This is a genomic window from Novosphingobium sediminicola, from assembly GCF_014196525.1.
Lineage (GTDB): Bacteria > Pseudomonadota > Alphaproteobacteria > Sphingomonadales > Sphingomonadaceae > Novosphingobium > Novosphingobium sediminicola.
The window spans coordinates 1-23,036 of sequence record NZ_JACIDX010000025.1 but is presented as its reverse complement, the minus strand read 5'-3'; the positions used below and the strand labels follow the sequence as shown (position 1 = coordinate 23,036).

General features: G+C 62.3%; 19 protein-coding genes. 8 read left to right on the top strand and 11 right to left on the bottom strand.

Going from position 1 to position 23,036, the window contains the following annotated elements; all coding sequences use genetic code 11:
• Window positions 1-57 precede the first annotated feature (57 nt).
• The 8 genes from GGR38_RS22045 to GGR38_RS22010 form a co-directional block, all read right to left on the bottom strand.
• The gene (locus GGR38_RS22045; RefSeq protein ID WP_183628852.1) at window positions 58-1,758 is read right to left on the bottom strand and encodes a flotillin family protein; all 1,701 of its coding nucleotides are present in this window, start codon (window positions 1,756-1,758) and stop codon (window positions 58-60) included.
• A gap of 36 nt (window positions 1,759-1,794) precedes the next feature.
• Window positions 1,795-2,412 carry an OB-fold-containig protein gene (locus GGR38_RS22040; protein WP_183628851.1) on the bottom strand — a complete coding sequence of 206 codons (618 nt, stop codon included), beginning with the start codon at window positions 2,410-2,412 and terminating at the stop codon, window positions 1,795-1,797.
• A gap of 236 nt (window positions 2,413-2,648) precedes the next feature.
• Window positions 2,649-2,990: a hypothetical protein gene (locus GGR38_RS22035; protein ID WP_183628850.1), complete on the bottom strand. Its 342-nt coding sequence runs from the start codon at window positions 2,988-2,990 to the stop codon at window positions 2,649-2,651.
• 190 nt (window positions 2,991-3,180) lie between these two features.
• Complete coding sequence (locus tag GGR38_RS22030; RefSeq protein ID WP_183628849.1) at window positions 3,181-3,657, bottom strand: hypothetical protein; 477 nt, start codon at window positions 3,655-3,657, stop codon at window positions 3,181-3,183.
• 301 nt (window positions 3,658-3,958) lie between these two features.
• Entirely contained in the window at window positions 3,959-5,158 is a 1,200-nt protein-coding gene (locus tag GGR38_RS22025; RefSeq protein WP_183628848.1) for an MFS transporter, read from the bottom strand.
• Between the two features lie 74 nt (window positions 5,159-5,232).
• The gene (locus GGR38_RS22020) at window positions 5,233-6,276 is read right to left on the bottom strand and encodes an aromatic ring-hydroxylating oxygenase subunit alpha (RefSeq protein WP_183628847.1); all 1,044 of its coding nucleotides are present in this window, start codon (window positions 6,274-6,276) and stop codon (window positions 5,233-5,235) included.
• A 147-nt stretch (window positions 6,277-6,423) separates the two neighbouring features.
• Window positions 6,424-7,203: an SDR family NAD(P)-dependent oxidoreductase gene (locus tag GGR38_RS22015; protein WP_183628845.1), complete on the bottom strand. Its 780-nt coding sequence runs from the start codon at window positions 7,201-7,203 to the stop codon at window positions 6,424-6,426.
• A gap of 56 nt (window positions 7,204-7,259) precedes the next feature.
• Complete coding sequence (locus GGR38_RS22010) at window positions 7,260-9,425, bottom strand: TonB-dependent receptor (RefSeq protein ID WP_183628843.1); 2,166 nt, start codon at window positions 9,423-9,425, stop codon at window positions 7,260-7,262.
• A gap of 375 nt (window positions 9,426-9,800) precedes the next feature.
• On the opposite strand from GGR38_RS22010, the gene GGR38_RS22005 reads away from it, so the two are divergent.
• The 5 genes from GGR38_RS22005 to GGR38_RS21985 all read left to right on the top strand — a co-directional run bounded on the left by GGR38_RS22005 (window position 9,801) and on the right by GGR38_RS21985 (window position 16,676).
• Window positions 9,801-11,051, top strand: a complete 1,251-nt coding sequence (locus GGR38_RS22005; protein ID WP_246405192.1) for a Rieske 2Fe-2S domain-containing protein — start codon at window positions 9,801-9,803, stop codon at window positions 11,049-11,051.
• Window positions 11,052-11,196: 145 nt separating this feature from the next.
• Window positions 11,197-12,129, top strand: coding sequence for a PDR/VanB family oxidoreductase (locus tag GGR38_RS22000; protein ID WP_183628841.1), 933 nt, complete (start codon window positions 11,197-11,199; stop codon window positions 12,127-12,129).
• A 114-nt stretch (window positions 12,130-12,243) separates the two neighbouring features.
• Window positions 12,244-13,533, top strand: a complete 1,290-nt coding sequence (locus GGR38_RS21995) for an MFS transporter (RefSeq protein ID WP_183628839.1) — start codon at window positions 12,244-12,246, stop codon at window positions 13,531-13,533.
• Window positions 13,530-15,158: a GMC family oxidoreductase N-terminal domain-containing protein gene (locus tag GGR38_RS24585; RefSeq protein WP_183628837.1), complete on the top strand. Its 1,629-nt coding sequence runs from the start codon at window positions 13,530-13,532 to the stop codon at window positions 15,156-15,158. Before GGR38_RS21995 ends, GGR38_RS24585 begins: the two co-directional genes overlap by 4 nt.
• A 45-nt stretch (window positions 15,159-15,203) precedes the next feature.
• Complete coding sequence (locus GGR38_RS21985) at window positions 15,204-16,676, top strand: aldehyde dehydrogenase family protein (protein ID WP_246405191.1); 1,473 nt, start codon at window positions 15,204-15,206, stop codon at window positions 16,674-16,676.
• A 7-nt stretch (window positions 16,677-16,683) separates the two neighbouring features.
• Here GGR38_RS21985 and GGR38_RS21980 read toward each other — a convergent pair whose 3' ends face one another.
• The gene (locus tag GGR38_RS21980) at window positions 16,684-17,910 is read right to left on the bottom strand and encodes a LysR family transcriptional regulator (protein ID WP_183628835.1); all 1,227 of its coding nucleotides are present in this window, start codon (window positions 17,908-17,910) and stop codon (window positions 16,684-16,686) included.
• Window positions 17,911-18,042: 132 nt separating this feature from the next.
• Between GGR38_RS21980 and GGR38_RS21975 the strand changes: the two genes are divergently transcribed.
• The gene (locus GGR38_RS21975; protein WP_183628833.1) at window positions 18,043-19,182 is read left to right on the top strand and encodes an acyl-CoA dehydrogenase family protein; all 1,140 of its coding nucleotides are present in this window, start codon (window positions 18,043-18,045) and stop codon (window positions 19,180-19,182) included.
• Between the two features lie 42 nt (window positions 19,183-19,224).
• Here GGR38_RS21975 and GGR38_RS21970 read toward each other — a convergent pair whose 3' ends face one another.
• Both GGR38_RS21970 and GGR38_RS21965 read right to left on the bottom strand, forming a co-directional pair.
• Window positions 19,225-20,415, bottom strand: coding sequence for a CaiB/BaiF CoA transferase family protein (locus GGR38_RS21970; protein WP_183628831.1), 1,191 nt, complete (start codon window positions 20,413-20,415; stop codon window positions 19,225-19,227).
• Window positions 20,416-20,520: 105 nt separating this feature from the next.
• Window positions 20,521-21,258: a FadR/GntR family transcriptional regulator gene (locus tag GGR38_RS21965; protein ID WP_183628829.1), complete on the bottom strand. Its 738-nt coding sequence runs from the start codon at window positions 21,256-21,258 to the stop codon at window positions 20,521-20,523.
• Window positions 21,259-21,389: 131 nt separating this feature from the next.
• Here GGR38_RS21965 and GGR38_RS21960 point away from each other — a divergent pair, with 131 nt between their 5' ends.
• Together GGR38_RS21960 and GGR38_RS21955 are read left to right on the top strand one after the other, a co-directional pair.
• A complete protein-coding gene (locus GGR38_RS21960) occupies window positions 21,390-22,136 on the top strand; it encodes an electron transfer flavoprotein subunit beta/FixA family protein (RefSeq protein WP_183628827.1) in 747 nt (248 codons plus the stop codon).
• Between the two features lies 1 nt (window position 22,137).
• Window positions 22,138-23,036 (top strand): electron transfer flavoprotein subunit alpha/FixB family protein (locus GGR38_RS21955; protein WP_183628825.1); only part of this gene is annotated, 899 nt, incomplete at its 3' end.

Sequence of the window (23,036 nt, the reverse complement as noted above, 5' to 3'; positions counted from 1 at the left end):
CGTTGCCGATTTCGCTCGATCAAGCGGCGGACCGATATCGGCCCGCCGTGATACTTCTTATGCCTGGTTTGCTGTCGACGAACTCGCAGCGGTCTCGTTGCGAGATGGGGTTGCACCCGTGCCTGCCAGCATACCGTTTAGTGTTCCGCCAGTCATACCCAATTCAGCCATCAAGCCATCGATCAGCGGTCCGCCTACACGATAGCGCATCGCCGCTGCCACAGCGGCATCGGCAAGGTTTGAATGGCCTTCGCTCTGCACGGTATCCGATCCGTTGCCATGCAGCCCTCGTGCATCGACAATGCTTATTTTGTCGATATTCTCCATAGGCTTGCTGGCGGCCTCTATAATGGCGGGAAGCGCCTCCAGCATCGCTTTGCGCAACAGCAGGGCCGTTTGGGCTTCGCTCAGAATATTGGTAGCTTCGTTAAGCGAGGCTTGCCCCGCGGCATCGACCTTGAATGCGGCTGCACGCCCCTCGGCGCGCACCTTTTCGGCATCTGCCTCGGCAGTTGCCTCCGTACGCAAAGCCATCGCGCGCGCCTCGGCCGCTTCTTTTTCCGCCTCGGCGGCAACAGTAATGCCCACAGCTTCTTCCTGAGCGCGCTGTGTGGCGGCAATCACCGCGACATTCTTGTTACGATTGGCAATTTCGGTGGCTTTGGCCGTTGCGACGCTTTCCTCAGCTTTTACGGCAAGGGCGCGCGCCTCATTCGCAGCAGCCGTTGCGGTCGATTCCTCCTCGGACTTTTGCGCTGTCTGCACCGCTGTGGTGATACGCGCGATCTCGATGGTGCGGTCACGCTCGATAGTCGCCGTCTGAATGGCCCCATCACGGACGATATTGGCGCTTTGGATGATTTTATCGGCTTCGGTTTGTGCAACGATCTTGGCCTGATTGGCGGTGATGCGCGCGATCTCGGTCAAACGGGTCTGTTCCGCCTCTGCCGTGGCTATGGCGGTTGCCTGTTCGGCGCGGAGCGCAGCCAGCGTCTGCTCTTGCGTCAACCTTGCCTGCTCGGCCGCTTGTGCAATTTCCAGTGATTGGTTGTTGGCTTCAAGGTTGCGCTGCTCAATCTCCACCCGATTGGTGGCGACAATATCGTTTCTGATCTTCTTGCGCTCTTCGATGGTACGCGTGAGAACTGTTAAGCCCTCGGCATCGAACGCATTGTTTTCATTGAAATGCTCAAAAGCTGTCTGGTCGAAATGGGTGATGCTGACCGATTCCAGTTGGAAACCGTTCATATCCAGATCCGTCATCAGCGCTTCCTGCACCTTCTGAATGAAATCCGCGCGGTTGGCGTGAAGATGTTCCATCGTCATCGTCGCCGCAACCGAACGCAGCGCCGACACCAACTTGCCATCGAGCAGCGATTTCACAGCCTCAGGACTGTTGACCGCGGCACCCAGAGTTTGCGCGGCGGCCGCAATGGAACCGGCATCCGGCTTTACCTTGATGTGGAACAGCCCGATCACATCGACGCGCAGTTTGTCGAGCGTGATCAACGCATCCTTGTTTAAACGCGATACTTCCAGCTTCACTGTGGTGAGGCGCACCTGCATCAATTCATGCAGCACGGGAATGACCATGATGCCGCCGTTGAGTACAACCTTTTCGCCGCCAAAGCCGGTTCGGATCAGCGCTACGTCCTTGGTCGCCCGGCGGTAGAGGCGCGTGAGAATGATGCCGATAACGACCAGTGCTGCAAGGATGATCCCCGCATAGATCAGAATTTCAATGAGTGACTGCGGCATGATGCCTTCTCCAGAGTGAGGCGTAAAATCATTGGTTCAAATAGGTTTTAGCTGTGTGTTTTCGTCGGGCAGCACGAAGAAGATGGGCCCCTCGCGCCGCACGATCAGCGCGCTTTGGCCCGAGATGATCTCATCCCTATCATTATGCGGCTCGACCATGATGAAATGTGCCTGCCCGTACTGATCGACCACTTTGGCACGTGCAGGCGCCCCGCGCCGGGCTGTGCCTTCCAATATGACGCCGCGCCGCCCCAGCAGATCGTCGGTGGAAATGACGGTCGTCTCAAAAGACGGCATGATCCGCATCAGCCCATTGGCGGCCAGCGTGTTGAGCAGAGCGCCCAGCAGCAAGGCAATGCCGCAGGCCAGCCACCAAGCCAGAGGGCCCCCGATCATCGCCACCGCGATGTTCTGAAGCGCAACGCCGGTCAATGTGAAGCAGGCCAGCAGCGAAGTCAGCCAGATCAAAATCGGGATGTCGCGGCCAAGGCCCAGCCAGTCGAGCAGACCCGCTGAGCCGTCTGGCGCAAGGTCTCCATGCAGATCGAGGCTGCCAAAACCAAGTCCGATTGCTTCAATCAAGCCGATCCCGATCATCACCAAAAATGCGATCGCAAACGGCAGATAGGGCGGAGTTAGAAGCGGCGCCAACATAGATTATTGACTGCCACGATGATGAATTGGTGGAAGATCAAACTGAAATTCAATCATCAGGTAGCCCTTTTGTAAATCTTGGTTCGTCACGGTTCTGATGATAATATTGAAGAACGCTTTCGGCCATTTTTACTTTTGCGAATGTGACCATTGAAAGGTAGCTCCGCATTCGAAAAATTCATCCTCGCATCGCTTTTTAATATGAAGGCAAAGGATGCCGGTGTGCACGGCATAAATCATCGCTCGACCTCAGCGACCGTCTGCTTTGCGACGCAGAAGGGGCCCATAAGCCCTCGCACAAAAATCGAGAAAGCGACCACGGCAAAGGCAGGACTGAGCACCAGCGAGCCTTGCCGCCGCAACTGCTTCCAGCCCAGATGCAGTGCGGCCTCGATTCCCATCGGCCGCGATGCTTGAAGCAGGCCGATTGCGGCAATGCCTGCCGTCATGATAATCTTGGAAATAAAGCGCGGGCTACATCCGCTTTCATTAAAAACGCGATGCACAAAGACAGGGCGGGCAATTTCCGCATCCACATGCGCAAGCCATGGGCGGATCAGGCCATGGGGGTGAGCCATAGGCGCAAGTCTCCAAGTATGGTTTTCTTCACCGGCGGCCCGACCGATGTACCAACCTGCTCATTCGTATCCGAATGAAAACACCCACCACATTTATGGCAGCATTTCGGGCATTGCACAAGTCTGACCGGGGAGGGGGAGCCTGCGCAGCTATGAAGGCCCCCCCTCTCAGGCACACCGGCATGGAATATCACCCTGCCATTTCTCCGAGGCGGGCCTCGATCTCGGCGCGGCGCATCTGAAGGGCCCTGAAATCGAGGGTCGCCCGCACCAGTAGCGTGATGGCGATGAGAAGGAAGATGAGGCCAGCCCCTGCTGCCGGATAAGCGGCGGCGGTCCGGGTCGTCGCGCCGATGATCAATGTCCCAACCGTGAAAACGGCCGCCGCCGCCATGGCAATCCAGCCGGCGACAACCCGATGGTTGAGCAGCATTCGCCGACGCGCGGTCAGTACCCAAGTGGCATAGGCCGTCCAACTGAGGTTGATCATCAACAATACGGCGAAGGAAGCCGTTGTCCGCAACGGCAAGGCCTTTTCCGTGAGCAAAAGCGAGGCCAGAACCACGCTGACGCCGGTCGCGATGAGCAGAAGCGCCAGATGCCCAATAACAATTCGTCCCGCAACCGGCTTTCGATATCGGTCATCTTGCCCAAGATTTGTCTCCATCTTCCCATCCTGGTCGCGGAAAGACGAAAAAGGTTCATTGCCTGAGAAGTGCGATGAAACATAATCAGGCAATTGTTGCCACAGGCCAATTTCATAGGCCTGCTGGCCCCACTGCCCAGCCCGGAAATTTCGTAATCAGGGCCATGAATGCAGGGCAGCTTCGGACAGGCTGGTCTTGCCCTATGAATGACCACTTCGAGGGTGCTTCTGGCTGTTGCGCGGTGGCGTGCCCCCGAAGTTGCGCGCGCGATCTGTCAGCCTACAGCCTGATGCAGGACTTCCCTCTTGCGCACAGACCGGCTTATCCTGTGAGGAAGGGCCTATTGGGATAAGTTTTCAATCGCATAAACTGCATCATGGCCAGCGCCAGCAGCCCGGCGCATGACGCCGCCGCGATAGTCACCGCCGCGCCGCGCGCCGGATCGGCCCATTGTGCGCTTGCCATCGAGCAAAGCGCTCCTATCGCCATCTGGGTGGCGCCATAGATCCCCGACCCCGATGCCATGGCCAGCGGGTTGACGCTGATCGCCAGCGTCAGCGCGGGCGGCCCCGACAGGCCGACGCCAAAGAGAAAGATCCCCATGGTTGCGATCAGGGCCGGAACCGTCAGCCCGCCTTTCAGGACGAGGATCAGAAAGCCAAAAGAGCTGAAACAGACACAGGCCCCGCCCGCCATCAGCAGGTGGTCGGTGCGCAGCCGAGGGGCCATCCGGCTTGCTGCTATGCTGCCCAGCCAGATGCCCGCTGTGGCCAGCGCCAGCATCGGCCCTATCCGCCCCGCCGTATAGCCAAATTGCCGAACGAGGATAAAGGGCGCGGCCCCGATCAGCGCATACATCGAGGTTGTGAAACACCCTCCGGCAATCGAGCAGGCGACGAAATAGGGGGTGACCATCAATTGCAGGTAATGGCGTATGACCGCGCCGCCTGATGCCTCGGACTTGTCCGTATCGGGGATCAGCCGCAGGACTGCGATCAGATTGACGCATCCAAACAGGGCCAGCAGGGCAAAGATCATCCGCCAGCCCCACAGCGCCGCAATTGTGCCCCCCAGCAAAGGCGAAAGCGCAGGCCCCAGCGTAATCAGCAGGTTCATCATCGCCTGCCGCCTTGTGGCTTCGCGCGCCTCGCAGCCGCGCCGGGCGATGGCCCGCGCCAACACCAGCCCCACGCCCCCGCCCAGCGATTGCACCAGCCGGATCGCCACCAGCGTTCCGGCCTGCATCGCCATGCCCGCCGCGATGCTGGCCAGAATATAGAGGCACAGGCCCGCGATCAGAATACGCCGCAGCCCCATCCAGTCGGCCAGCGGGCCAAAGATCAACTGACCGATGGCAAGGCCGACGATATAGACGCTGACCGTCCACTGCATCTCGCGCGCGTTCGCCCCCAGAGAGGCGGCGGCAAAGGGCAGGGCGGGAATGAGAATATGCGCCGTCATCACCGCGCCCAGCGCGATCAGGCCAAGCAGCCAAAGTGGGGCGGGCCTTTGCTGGTCCATTGCGGGGCCTTTTAAAACGGCGCGGCCCCGCGCGCAGCGCGCGCGAGGCCGCAGATCATCGGAAATGGGCGGCCTCAGGCCGGGATGCGGCGGTCCTGCTCCGCTTCCTGCATGCTGCTCAACAGCCGCCGGGTCTGGTTCACCGCGCCATCGCTGGCGATGCCGACGAAGGGCCGCTCGGGCTGGTCGTCGATCCGCAATTGCTGGGCCTCCAACGTCACTTCATCCTCGGTGATCGTGTCGAAGAATTGATCGAACAACACCTCCGGCACCCCGCTTTCGCGCGAAGCGGTGGTGCAGATGGTCCAGAGATAATGGCTGGTGGTTTCGGTTTCGGGGGTGATGAAATGGTTGTTGGCCAGCATGAAGCCATTGTCGCGGCGGCCTTCATAGGCGCCCGTGCCCACATCGCAGCCCCCGGCGTTCACCCGGCAATTCATCCCGCGCGCCGGTTCAAAGCGGACCTCCTGCCAGCGATCGACCCGGCCTTTGAAGCCGCCTGCATCGACATAGGATTTGGGCGGCACCGAATTGGGCATCTGGCGCAGCAAGGTCACCTTGCGCCCGTCGAACTCCACCTTGGTGTCGGCGCCGTAATGCTGTTCCGGATTGCCGCCGATGGTGCGGGCGTGGATATAGGGCACATGGGTCAGGTCCATGATGTTGTCGATGATGAGCTGCCAATTGGCCTTCACATGGAAGTTGTAGGGTCGCCAGCTCCAGCGCGGATCATTGTGTTCGGGGGAATCGATGATTGTTGAAGGGTCGGCCAGCGCCGCCTCGCCCATCCAGATCCAGATCAGATGATCCTTTTCCACCACCGGATAGTGGCGCACATTGGCGGCGGCCGGGATGCGCTGTTGATTGGGGATGCGGGTGCAGGTGCCGCGCCCGTCGAATTCGACCCCGTGATAGCAACAGCGGATGATATTGCCTTCAACATGCCCGCTGCTCAGCGGCATGGCGCGGTGGCTGCACCGATCCTCCAGCGCGGCGATCTGGCCGTCTTCGGTGCGGAACAATACGACCGCCTCATTCAGGAAACGGCGGCCCAGCGTCTTGCCCGGCGCGATTTCCTCGGCAAAGGCGGCGACATACCATGTGTTGCGAATGAACATGACGATCTCCCGAATGTTGGCGGCGCCAAGGATTAAGGCGCTCTTTGTGTTGGGGGCAAGAGTATGGGCGAGGGCGGGGGCAGGCCAATCGCAATCTTATAAAGCCATAATAAAAACGGGATGATTGCACCCCGCCTTATGAATGGGTCAGCGCAGGTAAAGCCCGCCGTTCATATCCAGCGTGGCGCCCACGAAAAACCCGCCCCGGTCCGAGGCCAACAGCGCCGCCGCCGCCGCGATTTCCCCCACCTGCATGAAACGGCCAATCGGCACTTCGCCCTCGACGCGGGCGATTTGTTCGGGGCTGAGGCGCGCCTTGGCGGTGTCGATGGGGCCGGGGGCGATGGCATTGACCGTCACGCCGGTCCCGGCCAGTTCGCGTGCGAAATATTTGGTCAGCATGATCGCCCCCGCCTTGGATGCGGCATAATGGGGCGAGGCCACCGTGCCGCCATTCTGTCCGGCCAGCGAGGTGATGTTGACGATCCGGCCATAGCCGCTCTCGCGCATGTGCTGCGAAAAGATCTGGCAGCTCAGGAATACGCTGCGCATGTTGATCTGGACGATTTCGTCAAATTCCTCGGGGGTGATGTCCTGCGTGGGGGTGCGTTTGGCATAGCCGGCGTTGTTGACGACGATATCCACCCGGCCCCATGCGGCCACCATCCGGTCGCGCGCGGCGATGAAATCGTCCTTGACGCGCACATCCAGCATGATGGCGATGGCGCTGGTCCCGGTGGGGTCAAGCGAGTCCGCCACGGCTTGCGCGGCGGCTGCATCGACATCGCTGACCGCCACCTTGCCGCCGCCTGCGTGGATCTCGCGGGCGATGGCCTCGCCCACGCCCCGGCCGCCGCCGGTGATCAGGGCGCTGCGCCCCTCAAAGGAAAAGCTGCCATTGGCGGGCAGGGTGAATGTGTCGGTCATGGGGGAAACTTTCATAGTGGCGGGAGGGGTCGAACAACCCCTCCCGGTTCAGGCGATCAGGGGTGCAGCGAGACCGTCAGGCCAAAGGTGCGCGGCTGATTGGTGAAGATCTTCCAATAGGTCGCGCCCCGGCCCGGCACCGCCAGAAAGGAGGTGATGTCATCGGCATTGACGATCTGGAAGTTGTTGGTGAGGTTTTTCACCCATGCATTGATCTGCCAGCGCTTGCTGGGCGCTTCAAAGGTCAGGCGGGCGTTGAGCGTCTTGCCCTCTGTCTTGTCATAGAGATTGGGATAGAGGCGCAGCGTGTTGGCGTCATCGGTGGAAATGCGGGCCGAATAGCTGAAATCGGCCTGCGGGGTCAGCGTAGCGCCGCTGGGCAAGGCAAGGGCATAGCTGGCCCCTACCGTGAAGGAATCGCGCGGCGCGAACTTGGCCGGATTGCCCGAATAATCGACATTGACCAGCGGATCGCGCAGCGAGGTATAACGCCCCGCCAGATGGGTGTAATTCGCGCTCAGCCGCAGGGCGGGGGTAGGGCGAAACACGCTTTCCATTTCCAGCCCGCGCATCTGCAATGTGCCGTTATAGGTATGGGCAATGCCGCCCGCGCCCGAGAAGTTCTGGAGATTGTTGGTCCGCTGATCAAAGATCGAGACGTTGAAATCCAGCTTGTTGTCGATCAGGCGGGTCTTGGCGCCGATTTCGATATTGCGCGCCTTTTCCGGCTCCAGCGGGATGGTGGGGTTGCGATAGGCATTGTCGACAAAACCGCCCGATTTGAACCCGCGGGCAAAGGTGGCATACAGGTTCACCTTGCGCACCGGTTCGTATTTCACGGTAAAGCGCGGGGTGAAAGCGTCCCATGTCTTGCCGCCCGCCGCATTGACCTCGCCGGGGAAGCCGAAGGCGGCAATCGCGCCGGGGTCGCTGTTGCTGTAGGCGTGATAGGTGATGTTCTTGCGGTCGCTGGTAAAGCGCCCGCCCGCCACCACGGCCAGTTTCTCGGTGACCTTGAAGGTCGCCTCGCCAAATACCGCGATCGAGCGGACATCGCCGTTCTGGACGCGCACGATATTGGTGATGCCCGGATTGGGGCGAATCGCGCCGCCCGTGGCCGAACCGGGCAGGGGGCTGTAATTGAACGTGTTCGTGGTCGAAACATCGGCCGAGAGGAAATAGGCCCCCACCACATAGGACAGCCGGTTGGGCGCCGAGGCAAAGCGCAATTCCTGGGTAAAGCTGCGGTTGCGCACATCCTGACGGCGGTCGAACACCGGGGTCACGGTGCCGGTGGGCACGTCATCGTTGATCGCATGGCTGTCATTCATGCGATAGCCGGTGATCGCCGTCAGCGTGCCGCCCAGCAGATCGAGATCGCCACGCAGATAGCCGCCGCGCAGGCGCTGGCTATAGGGCGAGCGGGCGTAATCATTGTTGGTCCAGCGCGCATCGGTAAAATTGCCGAATGTGGCAGGGATCGTCTGATTGCCGCCAATGCCCAGCTGAATCGCGCCGCCATTGCCGCTGGTATAGGAATAATCGCCCGCCAGAATGATCTTGAGCCGGTCGCTGGGCTTGAACAGCAATTTGCCGCGCATCGCATAGCCGTCGGTCTGGCCATAATGGCCGCTCTGGTTGGGGGTGTTGATCAGCCCGTCGGAATGTTCGGTGCTGAACGATACGCGCGCGGCCAGCTTGTCATCGACCAGCGTGGTGTTGAGCATGCCTTCGGTGCGCAGATAGCCGCCGTTGCCGCCGGTCACTTCGCCGAAATAGTCATCCTTCATCACCGGATTGTTGGCGACGACCGAGATCGCCCCGCCCACCACATTGCGCCCGAACAGGGTGCCCTGCGGCCCGCGCAGCACTTCGACGCGCTGGATGTCATAGAAATTGGCGTTCAGGTCATTGTTGAACACGTAATAGACGTCATCCATGAAATAGGCGACGGGCGTGTCCAGCGTGGCGGTGCGGAAGGTGGAAACATTGCCGCGGATCGCCACGATGGAAAGCGATTTGTCCGCTGTGTTGATGGTGATGCCGGGGATCTGTTGCACGAGGGCTGCGGGGCTGAACACCTGCTGGGTGCGCAATTGCTCGCCGCCAAAGGCCGCCATTGAAAAGGGCACTTCGCGCACGGTGGTTTCGCGGCGCTGGGCCGTGACGATGATATCCTCGCTGGCCGGCGCGTTGGCCGGAGTGGTTGCTTGCTGGGCCATGGCCAATGCCGGCAATGATGCCGCGCAAAGGGCGAAAATGGCTGATATATAACCGGATTTGTACAGCATCCGAATGGTTCTCCCCATAAATCGGGCGGCTTCAAGACCGCCTCGCAACCCACAAAAGCAGCAAAGCGTGAATGGTCGCAAGTGGATCGTCCCGTTTTTTGAATGGTAAGACCTTATTCCGATTGGGGCGTCAAAGCCTGTGCCTCTAACAAGGGTGGCACAAGTTCACGGCAGGGCAGGCCGCCGCTCCACAACAGGGATGCGCCGGGCCGGACCCGCCAAAAGCAGAGGAAGAGCCTGACAATGCAGTCCAATGACAGTAGCGATCTGACCCGGGTGGGGCCTGGCACGGTCATGGGGTCGTTCATGCGCCAATACTGGATGCCGGCCTGCCTTTCCTCCGAGGTCAAGGCCGATGGCGACCCGGTGCGCCTGATGATCCTGTGCGAAAAGCTGATCGCCTTTCGTGACAGCTCGGGCCGGGTGGGCATCATGGATCACCGCTGCCCGCACCGCTGCGCCTCGCTGTTCATCGGCCGCAATGAGGAAAACGGCATCCGCTGCGTCTATCACGGCTGGAAATTCGACGTGGACGGCAAATGCGTCGATATGCCCTCGGTGCCCGCGCGGATGGATTTCAAGGAAAAGGTCCATGCCAAGGCTTACAAGACCCATGAGGCCAATGGGCTGATCTGGGTCTATATGGGCGAAAATCAGGCCAGCCCGCCGCCGCTGCCCGAAATCGAGGCGACGATGCACCCCGATGCCGAGATCTGGTGCCTCCAGCGCGACTGCAACTGGCTTCAGGCGCTGGAAGGCGACATTGACACCAGCCATGTCGGTTTCCTGCATGTCGGCTCGATCAATGCCGACGATCTGGACGAGGACCACCCGATGCGCCCGACCGTGCTGAACCGCGCGCCCGAATATGAGGTGGCGCAGGCCGACTGGGGCGTGATGTATGGCGGCTATCGCCCCAATGACGACGGACAGATGTCATGGCGCGTGGCCCATTACATGTTCCCCTTCTGGACCCAGACCCCCAACAACCGCTTTGCCACCCGCGCCATCGCCCGCGCATGGGTGCCGATGGATGACGAGCATTCGATGCTGTTTGACATCACCTGCGGGGTGGATGCGGGCAATCCGGCCTATACCTCGACGCTGAAGGACGGCACGCCGCTGTTCGACAAAATCAGCTATGCGCCCAACACCACCGACTGGTACGGCCGCTGGCGCTCGACCGACAGCGAGGCCAATGACTGGGCCATCGACCGCGACAGCCAGCGCAACGGCACCCAGTTTACCGGCATCCCCAACATCACCATGCAGGATCAGGCCGTGACCGAAAGCATGGGGCCGATCACCGACCACAGCTTTGAAAATCTGGCCCCCACCGACCAGATGATCGCTCGCGTGCGCCGCCGGGTGCTGCTGGCCGCCCGCGCGCTGGCCACCAAGGGCACCGTGCCGCCGGGCGTCGAGGATCCCTCGGTCTTTTATCGTGCCCGCGCCGGATCTTTCCTGCACAATCCGCAGGATACTCTGCAACAGGCCTATGAGGTCGCCTTGACCAAGGCGGTGCGCTGGCCCGAAAAGACCGAGGCGGCGGAATAAGCAATCGCAGGCCGGCGCGATCCATGCGCCGGCCTGCCCAAAAAACGGGTAATCAGGTGACGACACGCATACTGGCAAGGAAAGGCCGCCGATCCATGACGGCCCGAACCTGTCACGATACGCATCGCGCCAAAGGGAGAGTGTGATGCAGGCACGTATTCGGGCCATCCGTTGGGAGGCCGAAGGCATTTTGTCCTTTATTCTGGAGCCGGTCGGCGGCGGGCTGATGCCTTCTTTCGATCCGGGGGCGCATATCGATGTACAACTGGCGCCGGGGCTGACGCGCAGCTATTCGTTGGCCAATGATCCGGCGAACCGTACGCATTACGAAATCGGGGTGCATCTTTCGCCGGAAAGCCGGGGCGGATCGCGCCATATCCATGAACGTTGGCGCGCGGGCGATATTGTCGAGATTTCCGAGCCCAAGAACAATTTCCCGCTGGTCGAGGATGCAGTCCATACGGTGCTGATCGCGGGGGGCATCGGCATTACGCCGATGTTGCCGATGATCGCGCGGCTCAACCGGCTGGGGCGCAGTTGGGAACTGCACTATGTCGCCGCCACGCCCAGCCGCGCGGCCTATGTCGACCATGTTGCCGAATATGATGGCGTCACCGTCGCCTTTGACGGTGTACCGGGCGGCCAAAGGCTGGATTTGCAGGCGATCAGCCGGAACGCTCCGGCCGATGCCCATCTCTATTGCTGCGGCCCTTCCGGGATGCTCGACGCCTTTGTGGCCATCAACAGCGAACGACCGCAGGGCCATGTCCACATCGAATATTTCAGCGCCGAAACCGTGGTGGCCACCGAAGGCGGCTATACGCTCGAACTGGCGCGCAGCGGCAAGACCATTGCCGTGGAGGAGGGCGAAACGATGCTCGACGCACTGCTGACGGCGGGGATCGACATTGGCTTTGCCTGCGGCGAGGGCGTTTGCGGCACTTGCGAGGTCAAGGTGATCGAAGGCCTGCCCGACCACCGCGACCATTTCCTGACCGATGCCGACAAGGCCGCGAACCGTTCGATCATGGTCTGCTGTTCGGGTTCGAAATCGTCCCGGCTGGTGCTGGACATCTGACAGAGGCGCGGCCTTGCCTTGCCTGAAGGCGGGGCCGCGCAGGTTTGACGGATAAGCGGCGAACCAATCGCCGCACCGTGCGAGGAGAAGATCTTGGGCCTTTGTGCAACAGAAATGCCCCGCCGTCCGGCGCGTGGGGTCCGGCTTTACCGGCTGGGCGTGGTGATGCTGATTGCTCTGACGGTCGTGTTGGACGGGCTGGACAATCAGATGCTCGGGCTGGCCGCTCCGGCCCTGCTTCATGAATGGGGGCTGGAACGCGGCGTTCTGGGCGGGATTTTCGCGCTGGGCTTTGTCGGCATGGCGCTGGGCACATTGCTGGCGGGCCAGATCGGCGATCAGTATGGGCGCCGCGTGGCGCTGTTGCTGGGGGTCGCGCTGTTCGGCGCGGCGACGCTGGCGACCGGCTATGCCGGGGCGGTCTGGCATCTGGCGCTGCTTAAGGCTTTGGCCGGGGTGGGGCTGGGCGGTGTGCCCGGCACGGCGGCGGCGATGATCGCCGAATTCACCACGGCCCGCTGGCGCAGTCTGGCAGTCACATTCGGCGTGGTCTGCGTGTCGATCGGCGGCATTCTGGGCGGCGGCATGGCGGCAACGCTCCTGCCCTTGCTGGGCTGGCGCTGGCTGTTCTGGGCCAGCGGGGCGCTGACCATGGTGGTTGCGCTGATTCTGCTGCGCTGTCTGCCGGAATCGCCGGGCTTTATGGCGCGCGATGCAAACCGGCGAGATGAACTGGCCCGGCTGCTGCGGCGGTTGGGGGAAGCCTCTGCTGCTGCGCCGCCCCGTGCCGGTGTGGCCCTCCCCCCAATGGGAGAATTGATGAAGGGCGATCTGGCGCGCAGCACGATGGGGCTGTCCGCCGCGATGCTCTCGGGCATGTTTCTGATCTATCTGATGTTCAACTGGGCGCCCATGCTGCTCTCGGCGCAGGGGTTCTCGCTGCGGGAAACCAGTCTGGGCCTGACATGGTTCAACATGGGCGGCACGGTGGGGGCGATGCTGGCGGCTCTGGCGATCATGCGGGTGGGGTCGCGGCGGACGCTGCCGGTTATGGCCGGGCTTGGGGCGTTGGTCTGCATCCTGCTGGCCGGGCACGGGGCGGGCGTGATGGTCGGGCTGGCTCTGCTGGGCCTGACGGCCAGCGCCGCGCAATCGGCCATGTTCGCGCTGGGCGCGCATGCATTTCCCCTGCCGCTGCGGGCGCGGGGCATGGGGCTGATGGGGGCGGCCGGGCGCATCGGCGCGCTGGCCAGCGCCTTTGCCGGATCGTGGCTGGTGGTGGGCTGGACAGGCTTTTTCGCCACGCTTGGCGCGCTGATGGTGGTCAATATGGCAAGTTTTCTGGCCGTTCGCGGCCATATTCCCCCGCTGGGCCGGGGCCGAACCGAGGATCTTCAAGGGTGAGCGACACATTCGATTATATCGTCATCGGCTCGGGATCGGCGGGCAGCCTGCTGGCCAACCGTCTTTCGGCCGATCCGGCCAATCGGGTCGCGCTGATCGAGGCGGGGCCTTCGGACCGCCAATGGCCGGTCAATATCAAGACGATCATGCCGGTGGGCAATATCTTCCTGATCCCGCATGAGCGCTATAACTGGAAGCACAGCCTGTCGGGCAATGATGCGATTGGCGGGCGCAGTATCGGCTTTCCCCGCGGCAAATTGCTGGGCGGGTGCAGCGCGATCAATGGCGGCGTCTATATAAGGGGCCAGCGCGAGGATTATGACGGCTGGGAGCGTGCGGGCAATCAGGGCTGGTCGTATCAGGATGTCCTGCCCGCGTTCATGGCGGTGGAGAATTACGCCGGGGCAGATAAACCATGGCATGGCAAGGGCGGCGAACTCGATGTTCAGCGTCCCGCCTCGCTCAACCCCATCACCCATGCGATCATCGCGGCGGCGGGGCAGGCGGGCCACGCCCGCAACGAGGATTTCGCGGGCGAGAAACAGGCCGGTTTCGGCCCCTATGACCTCAACCAGCGGCGCGGCACCCGCCTGTCGAGCGCGCGGGCCTTTCTGCATCCGGCGCTGAACCGGCCCAATCTGACCGTGCTGTCCGACACGCTGGCGCGGCGCATCCTGTTTGACCGGGGCCGCGCCTGCGGGGTGGAGATCGAGCAGGCCGGGCAAAGGCGCGTACTTTCGGCCCGGCGCGAGATGGTGCTGTGCGGCGGGGCGATCAATTCGCCGCAATTGCTGATGCTGTCCGGGATCGGCCCTGCGGCGCATCTGCGCGACAGGGGGATCGCTGTGCTGTGCGATCTGCCCGGCGTGGGCGCGCATTTGCAGGATCATCCCACGGTTCATCTGTCGATGGAAAACCCCAGCGCGGAATCCTATGCGCTTTCGCCGCGCACCTATGGCCGCGCATTGCTCAGCCCTTTGCGCTATCTGCTGCGGCGCGACGGCATGTTGGCCAGCAATGTGGCCGAATGCGGCGGTTTCCTGTGCACCGACGGCAGCGGGCGGCCCGATATTCAGATCACCTTTCTGGTTGGGTTGAAGGCCAATGCGCGCGTCATTCCTTCCGAGCATGGCTATATGGCGCTGATCCAGTTGCTGCGGCCCAAGAGCCAGGGATCGGTGCGTCTGGCCAGCAACCGGGTGGAGGACAAGGCGGTCATTGACCCCAATTTCTTTGCCGATCCCTATGACATGCGCACGCTGATCGCCGGTTTCCGCGAGGCGCGCCGCATCTTTGCCCAACCCGCTCTGGCGCCGATGACCGGGGCCGAGATCGAGCCGGGCGCCCATGTACAGAGCGATGCCCAGATCGACCAGGCCCTGCGCCAGATCGTCAACACCGCCTATCACCCCACCGGCACCTGCAAGATGGGGCCGGACAGCGATCCGATGGCGGTGGTCGATGGCCGCCTGCGCGTGCGCGGCGTGTCGGGGCTGCGCGTGGTCGATGCCTCGGTGATGCCCGAAATCATCAGTGGCAACACCAGCGCCCCCACGATGATGATTGCCCAGCGCGCGGCCGCCTTCATTCTGGAAGACGCCGCAAGTTCGAATATCGCGGCCTGAGGCCGCCAGACAGATTTGGAGAGATCCCCCATGGAAATGACCCTGATGCGCAAGCCTCCTGCCATGCTCGACCGGATGGAGCAGGACATGCTGATCGGCGGCGCGCGCGTGCCTGCCCTGTCGGGCCAGCGATTTGAAACGCGCAATCCGGCCACCGGCGATCTGCTGGCCCGCGTGGCGCAGGGCGGGGCGGAGGATGTTGACCGCGCCGTAAAGGCGGCCCGCGCGGCTTTTGAAGGCCCATGGCGGCGGATGAAGCCGGTCGAGCGCCAGCGCATCATGCTGCGTCTGGCCGATTTGGTGGAGGAGCATTTCGAGGAACTGGCGATGCTCGATACGCTCGATCTGGGCGCGCCGGTGTCGCGCACGATTTTGGGCAAGGGGCGGGCGGGCGCTCTGCTGCGCTATTACGCGGGGCAGGCGACCCTGATCGCGGGCGATACTTTGCCCAATTCGGCGCCGGGCGATGTGCTCTCGCATACGCTGAAAGAACCGATCGGCGTGGTGGCGGCCATCAACCCGTGGAACGGCCCCATCGGCATGTCGGTTTGGAAGGCCGCGCCGGTGTTGGCCAGCGGTTGCACCATGGTGATGAAACCGGCCGAACAGACCCCGCTCTCGGCGCTGCGCTTTGGCGAATTGTGCCTTGAGGCCGGGGTGCCCGAAGGCGTCATCAACGTGCTGACCGGGCTGGGCGATGCGGGGGCGGCTCTGTCATCGCATCCCGGCATCGACAAGATCGCCTTTACCGGATCGACCGGTGTGGGCGAAAAGATCCTGCATGCCGCCGCCTCGACCATGAAGCGGGTGAGCGTGGAACTGGGCGGCAAATCGCCCAACATCGTGTTTGCCGATGCCGATCTGGACAAGGCGGTGCCCGCCGCCGCCATGGCCGTTTTCGCCAATGCGGGCCAGATTTGCAGCGCGGGCACACGCCTGTTTGTCCAACGTTCGATCCATGATGAATTCATGGCCCGGCTGGCCGATTACACCCGCACCATTCGCGTGGGCGATCCGCTGGACCCCGAAACGCAGATCGGTCCGGTGGTTTCTGCGCCCCAGATGGATCGCATTCTGAGCTTTATCGACGGAGCCGGGCAGGAGGGCGCGCACACGCTGGTGGGCGGCGCGCGTATGGCGGGCGCGGGGCTGGATAAGGGGTTCTTCGTTGAACCCACGATCTTTACCGGCGTGGCCGATGACATGACCATCGCGCGCGAGGAAGTGTTCGGCCCGGTGCTATGCGCCTTTGCCTTTGACACGGTTGAGGAAGTGCTGGCGCGGGCCAATGCCACGCCCTTTGGCCTGGGCAGCGGGGTTTGGACGCGCGATCTGTCCACCGCGCATCGCATGGCGCGCGGCATTCAGGCCGGGTCGGTCTGGGTCAATTGTTATCAGATGCTCGATCCGGGCGTGCCTTTCGGCGGCTATAAGCTGAGCGGTTTCGGGCGTGAATCCGGGCCGCATCACATCGAGGATTATTTGGAAACCAAATCTGTGTGGATCAATCTGGACTGACGCGCGATTATACCCAGCCCGTGCCGCGTTGCTCGGGCTGGGCCGTGCTTGAGCGCATGACGGTGGCCACCTGTTCAAGGCATTCGAGAAAGTGATGCTGGGTGGCGGTGGGGCGCCAGCTGCGCCGCGTGGTGATGCCCATCACGCGGCGGCTGTGTTCCAGAGGCGCGCCGATCTGTGTAAGCAGCCCGCTGCGGATTTGCAGCGCGACCTGATCGGGCGAGAGCAGGGTAAGAAAATCGCCCTCGGTCAGCAGGCGGCCGATAATCATCACCGATCCGCATTCCACCGGCGTAGGGGGCAGGGGCGCGCCATCGAACAGGCGCTGCCATTGTTCGCGCAGCGGCGAATTGGCGGGCGGCACGATCCAGCGATAGGAGGCCAGTTGCTCCAGCGTCGGTTCGGCCACCCCGGCCAGCGGGTGTCGGCTGCCCGCCGCGATCACCAACCGGTCCTCATAAAGCGGCATTTGATAAAGGTCGGCGATCTCAAAGGGGCGCAGCGCGCCCACGATCATGTCAATCTCGCCATCGCGCAGCGGTTCGACCAGTTCGCGCCAGCTTCCCTCCAGCACTTTGAAGGCGGCGTGGGGATGGCTGTTGGCCATGCGCGCCATGGCCGTGGGCACCAGATAGGGGCGCGAGAGCGGCAGCGCGCCAAAAGCGATCTGTTCGCCTCCGCTGTCAAAGCCCAGATCGGCCACAGCCGCAATGATTTCGGCCACGGCCAGACGCGCCCCGCGCGCAAGGCGCTTGCCCGATGGATTAAGCCAGACCGCCCGCCCGCGCCGCTCGACCAATTGGCCCCCGATCATATGCTCCAGATCGCCCACGGCGCGGTGGACCGCCGTTTGCGACATGCCGCTACTCTGGGCCGCAGCGGCAAAACCGCCGGCCTCGACCAGCGCGAGAAAGGCCCGCAACTGGGTCATCGTCATCAGGCGTTCGGGATATTGGAAAACCGCCGAAAGGCCCTTGGTGGCATGGGAGAGATGATCGAGCGCGGCGCGGGTGCGTTCGATGACAATGGCGCCCATGGGCGTTGGCACCATGCCGCCTGATCTGCGCTCAAACATCGTATAGCCGAACTGACGCTCCAGCTTGGCCAGCCCTTGGGTGAGCGCGGGTTGCGAGAGGCTGACGCTGTCGGCGGCGGCCGTGATGCTGCCCTTTTCGGCAATATAGAGCAGGGCGCGCAAATGCCGCAGGTTCAGGTCGAAAGGATCGGCTGCCATGGGGGGGATTGTAGGGGAAGGATGGCCTCGCGCCAATCGTGAAATTCAAATGGACTGACCTTTTATTAAATGGTACGACCATTTGTGATTTGGCGCCGATGTGCCCAAACTCTTTCCACAAGGAGGATGCAGATGGACTTTGAATTGCCCGAGGAAATCGCTGAATTTCGCGATGTTACGCGTCAGATCGTCAATGGCCTGCTGGTCCATGAACGCGCCTTTCACGAAACCGGCAAGGTCGATCCGATCGTGCGCAAGACGCTGGTCGAAAACGGCTATTTCGCTATGGCGCTCCCTGAGGAACATGGCGGCCTTGGGCTGGGCGCGCTGGCGCAGGCGGTGGTGCAGATCGAGCTGGCGCGTTTGCCCCCCCAGTTCTGGACCGAATTGCGCCCGCTGATGGGGCCGGGCGCCAAGAACATTATCCAGCATGGCAGCGAGGAACAGAAAGCCCGCCTGTTGCCCGGCATGGCCACCGGCGAGATCGGCATCGCCTTTGCTCTGACCGAGCCCAACTCCGGCTCCGATCCCGGTTCGATGCGCACGACGGCTGTGCGCAATGCCGATGGCTGGGTCATCAATGGCAGCAAGACCTATATCTCGAACGGCAAGAACGCCAATTACGTGATCGTCTATGCCTATACCGACAAGTCCAAGGGGCCGCGTGGCGGCATTACCGCCTTTCTGATGCCCAAGGACACGCCCGGCTTTGCGGTGACGGGCACGATCGAACTGATGGGCACGGCCTCGCCGGGGGTTTATGAGCTGGCCTTTGACGATTGCCAATTGCCCGCCGATGCGGTGATCGGTGAGGAAGGGCGCGGGTTCCATTATGCGCTCGAAGGATTGAACGAAGGGCGGATGAATGTCGGCGCGACGGCTGTCGGCATGGGTGAATATGCGCTGGAACTGGCGATTGCCGAATCCAAGGTACGCCCTGCTTTTGGCGGCGTGATTTCCGATTTTCAGGCCATCCGCCACTATATCGCCACCATGGCGACCGACATGCGCGCGGCGCGTCTTCTGCTGTTGGATGCTGCATGGCGTTACGATCAGGGTGAGAAGAAGCGCGAACTGGCCTCAATGGCCAAATTGTTTGCCACCGAGGCGGGCAGCCGCACCGTGGACACCGCGCTCCAGATCTTTGGCGGCTCGGGCTATTGCAAGGGCTTTGCCATCGAGCGGCTCTATCGCGATATACGCATCACGCGGATCTATGAAGGTTCCTCGGAAATCCAGCGCAACACGATTGCGCGCGAATTGCTGCGTTAAATATTGCGTGGCGGGGCGCTTAATGCGCCCCGCCACCATCCATCAGACCAGATCGCCCGCCGCACGCAAAGCGGCAAGGTCAGCCTCGCCCAGCCCCAGTTCCGCCGCCAGAATCGTTGCCCCATCCGCGCCCAGCGCCGAGACATGATTGCGGGCATGACAGCGCGAGTCGCTCATGCGAAACGGCGGATTGGTGACGAGGTAAGGACCCGCTCCATCGTCGATCCGGGTAAAGGCGCCTCTTGCGGCAAGTTGCGGATCGTTCAGCACGTCCTCGACCCCGCGATAGAGTGCGCAAGGCACACCATGGCTTGCCAGAATAGCTTCGGCCTGCGCTCCGGTCTGAAGGCAGGTCCATTCCTCGACCAGCGAGAGCAGCTTGGCCCAATTGGCATTGCGGTCGGCGTTGGTGAGGAAGCGCGGGTCCTGCTGCCATTCGGGATGGCCGACGGCCTGCGTCAACTGCTCGAAATTGCGCGGGCTGGTGGGCGCGACCATGATAAAGCCATCGAGCGTGCGCAGCGGGGTGTAGAGCGGGCGGCGCGCATCGCCGGGAAATTGCGCGGCCTGAGTCTCATAAACCAGCATGCCCACCATGGCCTCCAGCATGGAAACGTCGATATTCTGGCCCACACCGGTCTTTTCGCGCTGATAAAGCGCGGCCTGAATCGCGCCAAAGGCATGAGTGCCGCCCAGCACATCGGCGATGAAAACGCCGCTTGTCGCGGGGCGCTGGGAATCGTCCTGATAGTTGAGATTGACCATATCAAACCCGCTGGCCGCATGGATAACGGGGGCATAGGCGGGGTGATGCGCCTTGGGGCCATGTTGGCCATAGCCAGAGATAGAGCAATAGATCAGCCGGGGATTGATGGCCGATAGCGTGGCGTAATCCAGCCCGAAGCGCTCCATCACACCGGGGCGGAAATTTTCGATTACGATGTCGAAACCGGGCACCATCTGCTGGATCAGTTTACGGATGGCGGGGGCCTTGAGATTGCAGGCCAGCGATTGCTTGCCCGCATTGAGATGCCCGAAATAGGCGCTTTTCCCATCGCGCCGGGGCGGTCGGGCGCGGACCTGATCGCCTTCGAGCGATTCAATCTTGACCACCTGCGCGCCCAGATCGGCCAGCATGCGCGAGGCAAAGGGGCCGGCCATGACGCTGGTGAAATCCAGCACGCGAATGCCCGAAAGCGCGTCGCGGGCGGGGCCGGGATAGGGGTTGGACATGAGCTCTCCCTCAAATAGTATAATGGTCCTACCTATTGCATGAGGGCGCGGGCCGGTCAATCGCGCATCATGGGCGCCGATGGATTGATGAGGGTGAAAAGGCGCTTAGCCTGCGGCTGTGCGCGCCTTCATATTTTTGCGAACATGGCGATGGATGCGTTCGAGATGCTTGCGCATTTCCAGCGCGGCGGCCTCGGCATCGCGTTTGCGCAAATGGCGGATCAGGCGCATCCGCGAATCGATCAGCGTTTCCTGCAAGGTTTGATAATCGGGGCCTTGAACGAATTCATGCAGGATCGAGGAGAGCGAATTGACGAAAATGCCGTAAATCCGGTTCTTTGTGGCCCGGGCGAGCACTTCATACCATTGCGCGGCGCATTCATAGCGCGCCTCGACGCTGCTTTCCTGCTTGGTGCGCTCGGCAATCGCCTCCAATTCGGCCAGATCCGCCTCGGTCGCCCTTTCGCAGGCGAGGCGCACGATGATATCCAGTGTGGCAAGACGCGCCTCAGTCAGTTCATCGAGTGAGACATTGCCCAGATGCACATAGTCCTGCATCGCCTGAATGATGCGGTCTGGTTCGGCCGCTTGAATGAAGGAGCCACCCTTCACACCCTTGGTGTTGCGGATGATCCCGGCCATTTCCAGGCTGCGCAACGCCTCGCGCAGCGCGCTGCGGCTCACCTGAAACTCCAGCGCCAGTTCACGTTCAGCGGGTAATTTATCACCCGTTTTCAATGACCCATTGGCCAGTCGCGCCCTGATCTGTTCGCAGATCACTTCAAAGGTGCGCTGGGTCTTGATGGGGGCGAAATTAGGGCGGGCGGCGGGGGCAAGTGGCATGGCGATATACTCTGTAAGGAAACGCCTTCCGGTATAACGCCTGTGCAAAAAGGAGCAATGGCCAGACCGTAGTGCCTTGACAGAGGTGTGCAATGCTCTAATGGTATGACCATTATGTGAGGATGCTGCATATGAAGATACTCGTGCCTGTCAAAAGAGTGATCGATTACAACGTGAAGCCTCGTGTGAAGGCGGACGGTTCGGGCGTTGACTTGTCGAATGTGAAGATGAGCATGAACCCGTTTGACGAGATCGCGGTTGAGGAGGCGGTTCGCCTGAAGGAGAAGGGCGCGGCGAGCGAGGTGGTTGTCGTGTCGATCGGCCCGGCGAAGGCACAGGAGACGTTGCGTTCGGCGCTGGCGATGGGGGCGGACCGGGCGATTTTGGTGAGCAGTGAGGAGAGCGTGGAGCCTCTGGCGGTGGCCAGGATCCTCAAGGCGATTGTGGGCGAGGAGGCGCCGGGTCTGGTGCTGCTGGGCAAGCAGGCGATTGACGATGACAATAACCAGACCGGTCAAATGCTGGCCGCGCTGCTGGGCCGCCCGCAGGGGACGTTTGCCTCCAAGGTCGAGGTCGATGGCGACGCGGTGCTGGTGACGCGCGAGGTGGACGGCGGTCTGGAGACGGTGCGCCTGAGCCTGCCCGCGATTGTCACGACCGACCTGCGGCTGAACGAGCCGCGCTATGCCAGCCTGCCCAACATCATGAAGGCCAAGAGCAAGAAGCTCGAAACCAAGAGCCCGGCCGATTACGGCGTGGATGTGACGCCGCGCGTCAAGGTGCTCAAGGTTTCCGAACCGGCGGTGCGCAGCGCGGGCGTGAAGGTCGCCGATGTCGATGCGCTGGTGGGCAAGCTTAAAGAACTGGGAGTCGCGTAATATGGCGCAGGTTTTGGTGTGGGCTGAACATGACAATGCGGCTCTCAAAGATGCCACCCTTTCGGCGGTAACGGCGGCCTCGCAACTGGGCGAAGTGCATGTGCTGGTGGCAGGGGCCGGCGTGTCGGGCGTGGCTGATGCCGCCGCGAAGATCGCGGGCGTGGCCAAGGTGCTGGTGGGCGATGATGCGGCCTATGGCCATGGCCTGCCCGAGAACATCGCGCCGCTGGTGGTGGGTCTGATGGGCTCCTATGACGCCTTTGTCGCCCCCGCGACGACCACCGGCAAGAACATCGCCCCGCGCGTGGCCGCCTTGCTCGATGTGGCGCAGATCTCGGATATTCTGAGCGTGGAAGGCCCCAAGACCTTCACCCGCCCGATCTATGCGGGCAATGCGATTGCCACGGTCGAGAGCAGTGACGCCAGGCTGGTGATCACCGTGCGCGGCACCGCCTTTGCCAAGGCCGATGCGAGCGGCGGCAGCGCGGCCATCGAAACCATCGCCACCACCGGCGACGCGGGCCTCTCCAGCTTTGTGGGCGCCGAGATCGCCAAGAGTGAGCGCCCCGAACTGACCAGCGCCAAGGTGATCGTCTCGGGCGGTCGCGCCTTGAAGGATGCCGAGACCTTTGCCGCCACGATCCTGCCGCTGGCCGACAAGCTGGGCGCGGCGGTGGGCGCGAGCCGCGCGGCGGTCGACGCGGGATACGTGCCCAACGATTATCAGGTGGGCCAGACCGGCAAGATCGTCGCGCCGCAGGTCTATGTGGCCGTCGGCATTTCCGGGGCGATCCAGCATCTGGCGGGCATGAAGGACAGCAAAACCATCATCGCCATCAACAAGGACGAGGACGCGCCGATCTTCCAGGTGGCCGATATCGGGCTGGTCGCGGACCTGTT